Source organism: Actinoalloteichus spitiensis RMV-1378, from assembly GCF_000239155.1.
In the GTDB taxonomy this organism is placed as follows: Bacteria; Actinomycetota; Actinomycetes; order Mycobacteriales; family Pseudonocardiaceae; genus Actinoalloteichus_B; species Actinoalloteichus_B spitiensis.
This window is the reverse complement of the sequence record NZ_AGVX02000445.1, coordinates 1-2923: the sequence shown is the minus strand read 5'-3', so window position 1 is coordinate 2923 and position 2923 is coordinate 1. Positions and strand designations below refer to the sequence as shown.

Genomic DNA, 2923 nt, shown 5'->3' with positions numbered 1-2923 from the left:
CCGCCGCTGGCGCTTGCCCCACCCGGTGGTGGGTCTGCGCCGTCCGGGTGAAGCGCACGGTGACAGGTCCGGCAGTACACCAAGGCTGTAGTTCCCGGGTCCGCCCAGCGCACGACCGGTACCGCAGAGCAGCTTCCCGGCCGGGACCGCCGCCCTCCACCCCCCGGATGGGGCAGGATATGGCCCGATGGATACCGGGCACAGGAGTTCACTCAGGTCACGCTGCGCGAGGGCCGTCCACGCCCACTCACCGGCACTCGTCGGCCTCTCGCGCAGCATCCACGCCGAGCCCGAACTGGCCTTCGCCGAGCACGAGAGCGTCCGCAAGATCACCGAAGTCCTCGCCGGCGAGGGCTTCGAGGTGCGCCGCCCCGTCGCGGGGCTCGACACGGCGTTCACCGCGAGCTTCGGCCACGGCGAGCTCGTCGTCGGGCTGTGCGCCGAGTACGACGCCCTCCCCGAGGTCGGGCACGCCTGCGGGCACAACGTGATCGCCGCGGCGGCCGTGGGGGCGGCGATCGGCCTGCGGGACGTCGCCGACGAGCTCGGCATCACCATCCTCGTCATCGGTACGCCCGCCGAGGAGGTCGGCGGGGGCAAGGTGCTGATGCTGGAGCGGGGTGTCTTCGACCCGGTCGCCCTGGCGATGATGGTGCACCCGGGGCCCGAGGAGACGGTGACCCGCCCCAGCCGGGCCATCGCGGACCTGGAGGTGCGCTACACGGGCCGGGAGTCGCACGCGTCCTCGGCGCCCGAGCGCGGGATCAACGCCGCCGACGCCCTCACCGTCGCGCAGGTCGCCATCGGGCTCGCCCGCCAACATCTGGAACCCGGGCAACAGGTGCACGGTATCGTGACGCACGGCGGTGCGGCGCCCAACATCGTGCCCGCCAGGACCTCCGCGGTGTTCAACCTGAGAGCGCCAGAGGTGGAATCGCTGGCTCGTCTGAGCGGTCGTATCGAGGACTGCCTCCGGGCCGGTGCCGTCGCGACCGGGGCCGGGTACGAGACCTCGGAGATCTCCCCGGTGTACGCGGAACTGCGTCCGGACGGCTGGCTGGCCGAGGCGTACCGCGCGGCCGCCGTCGAACTGGGCCGAGCCCCGCTGAGCCCGGCCGAGGAACGGTCCCGGGTCTCGGGGAGCACCGACATGGGCAACGTCACCCACGTCGTGCCGGGGATCCACCCGACCCTGGCCCTCGACTGCGGGGACGCCGTGAACCACCAGCCGGAGTTCGCGGCGGCCTGCGTCTCGCCGTCCGCCGACCGGGCGGTGGTGGACGGAGCGGTCGCGATGGCGTGGACCGCGGTGGCCGCCGCCACCGACAGCGAACAACGGACAAGGCTGCTTGCCGACGTGGCAGGTCGGGCTGCCGCTTCGAGGAAAGTCGCCGCGACAGGAGGTGCGGCATGACTGTGGTGGATTCGGGTCATGAGATGACGGGAACGAACACCAGGACCGCCCCGGCGAGGCCGTCGAGGACGGGCACGGGGACCAGGGACGAGTCGGGGGCGCGCGGTGCTTTCGCGCCGGGCCACGCGCCGCTCGGCGAGCCGATTGGACCAGGAAGCGCTCCGGGCAGCACCATGACCGCTGTGGCGGACATCGGCGCCGGGCGAGGGCCGGACTGGCTGGACTCCTGGCTGGACCGGCACGGCGCGGACGTGGTGGCGTGGCGGCGGGCGATCCACGCCAACCCGGAACTGTCCCGCCACGAGACCGGCACGACGGCCTTCCTCGTCGAACGCCTCACCGCCGCCGGCCTCCGCCCGCGAGTGCTCCCCGGTGGTACCGGTCTGCTGTGCGACATCGGCACCGGCCGGCACTGCGTGGCACTCCGCGCGGACCTCGACGCGCTGCCGCTCGCCGAGGCGACCGGGCTGCCCTTCGCCTCCGAGAACGAGGGCGTCTCCCACGCCTGCGGGCACGACGCCCACACCACCGCCCTGCTCGGCGCCGCGCTGGCCCTGGCGGGCGCGCCGTCGCTGCCCGGGCGGGTGCGACTGATCTTCCAACCGGCCGAGGAGGTCATGCCCGGCGGGGCGCTCGACGTGGTCGCCGCGGGCGGGCTCGACGACGTGGACGAGATCTTCGGCCTGCACTGCGACCCCCGGCTGGAGGTGGGCCGGGTCGGGCTGCGGGTGGGGGCGATCACCTCAGCTGCTGACCTGCTCGAACTGCGGTTGACCTCGCCCGGCGGTCATACCTCGCGGCCCCACCTGACCGCCGACCTGGTGCACGCGCTCGGCACGGTGATCACCGGTCTGCCCACCCTCCTGTCCCGGCGGATCGACCCCCGGTCGGCCACGGTGCTCGTCTGGGGGGCGGTGCACGCGGGCAAGGCTCCCAACGCGGTGCCGCAGGACGGTGTGCTGCGCGGAACCCTGCGGACGGGGGACCGGGACGTGTGGGCCGCGTTGGAGCCGATGGTGCGCGAGCTGGTCGCCTCGCTGCTCGCGCCGACCGGTGTGACCTACGAACTCCGCCACCAGCGCGGCGTCCCGCCCGTGGTCAACGACGAGGACAGCACCCGGGTCCTGGACGCGGCCGTGCGGACCGCCCTCGGGGCGGGCGCGGTGTCCACCACCCAGCAGTCCTCCGGTGGTGAGGACTTCGGCTGGTACCTGGAGCACGTTCCGGGTTCCTTCGCCAGGCTGGGCGTGTGGCCGGGGGTCGGCCCCCAGCGGGACCTGCACCAGCCCACGTTCGACCTGGACGAACGGGCCCTGTTGGTCGGTGTCCGCGTCCTCGTGCACGCGGCGCTGGCGGCGATGACGGACTAGCGGGCACGGGGGGTCCGCCGGGGTCCCCACCACCCGGTGGTGCCCCGCTCCCGCCCGGGCCTCCCCGCTGCCCGCGAGGTGTTCCCCGCCCGGTCGCGGCGGCACCGGGCGCGGGAGGGGCGGCCGGCACCAGCCGTGG

At 74.2% G+C, this 2923-nt stretch carries 3 protein-coding genes; 2 read left to right on the top strand and 1 reads right to left on the bottom strand.

Going from position 1 to position 2923, the window contains the following annotated elements; all coding sequences use genetic code 11:
- Positions 1–187: 187 nt before the first annotated feature.
- Positions 188–1414 carry an amidohydrolase gene (locus tag ACTIDRAF_RS0218805; RefSeq protein WP_016700275.1) on the top strand — a complete coding sequence of 409 codons (1227 nt, stop codon included), beginning with the start codon at positions 188–190 and terminating at the stop codon, positions 1412–1414.
- Between the two features lie 16 nt (positions 1415–1430).
- Here ACTIDRAF_RS0218805 and ACTIDRAF_RS35075 read toward each other — a convergent pair whose 3' ends face one another.
- A complete protein-coding gene (locus ACTIDRAF_RS35075) occupies positions 1431–1607 on the bottom strand; it encodes a hypothetical protein (protein WP_016700274.1) in 177 nt (58 codons plus the stop codon).
- Here ACTIDRAF_RS35075 and ACTIDRAF_RS0218795 point away from each other — a divergent pair.
- Positions 1558–2784: an amidohydrolase gene (locus ACTIDRAF_RS0218795; protein ID WP_052168887.1), complete on the top strand. Its 1227-nt coding sequence runs from the start codon at positions 1558–1560 to the stop codon at positions 2782–2784. The genes ACTIDRAF_RS35075 and ACTIDRAF_RS0218795 overlap by 50 nt on opposite strands.
- Positions 2785–2923 lie beyond the last annotated feature (139 nt).